The following is a 643-nucleotide window of genomic DNA, read 5'->3' on the forward strand; positions in this document are numbered from 1 at the left end:
GAACTCCTCCCATGTGGCCCAGTCGCCGACCAGGTTGGAGTTGGCGATCAACACCCGCGGCGCCCACTCGTGGGTCCGCAGCACCCCGACCGGACGGCCGGACTGCACCAGCATGGTCTCGTCCCCGCCCAGCGTGGTCAGCGTACGCACCAGCGCGTCGAACGACGGCCAATCCCGGGCGGCCTTGCCGGTACCGCCGTAGACGACCAGCTCGTCGGGGTGCTCGGCCACCTCGGGATCGAGGTTGTTCTGCAGCATCCGCAGCGCCGCCTCCTGCGGCCAGCCCAGCGCGGTGAGCTGGCGTCCCCGCGGAGCGCGGACGGGTCGGGGTCCAGACATGAGCGGTTCCCTTCTAACGCAGCGGGCCGGTGGCCGCCTCGGCGGCGGCGACGATCCGGCCGGTCGTGACGAGGCCGAGGACGGCGTCGATCTCCGGGGCGAGGTGGCGGTCCGGGCCGGGCCCGGCGACGTGCTCGCGGATGAGGTCGCGGACGGTGCCGGTGCCGGCCGCGGGGGCGAGCGGCGCGCGCAGGTCCAGCGCCCGGGCCGCCGTCAGCAGCTCGACCGCGAGCACCCGGGCGACGCCGTCGAGCGCGCGGCGCAGCTTGCGCCCGGCCGCCCAGCCCATCGAGACGTGGTCCTC

1 protein-coding gene and 1 pseudogene are annotated in these 643 nt (G+C 75.4%); both read right to left on the reverse strand.

The features are described 5' to 3' along the window. Positions 1-339 (reverse strand): annotated as a pseudogene (locus E1262_RS30050) (urocanate hydratase); the annotation flags it as partial. 13 nt (positions 340-352) lie between these two features. After that, positions 353-643, reverse strand: a 291-nt coding sequence (locus tag E1262_RS30055) for an aromatic amino acid lyase (protein WP_162606146.1), incomplete at its 5' end; no start/stop codon positions are given.

The sequence above is a fragment of the Jiangella aurantiaca genome (assembly GCF_004349105.1).
In the GTDB taxonomy this organism is placed as follows: Bacteria; Actinomycetota; Actinomycetes; order Jiangellales; family Jiangellaceae; genus Jiangella; species Jiangella aurantiaca.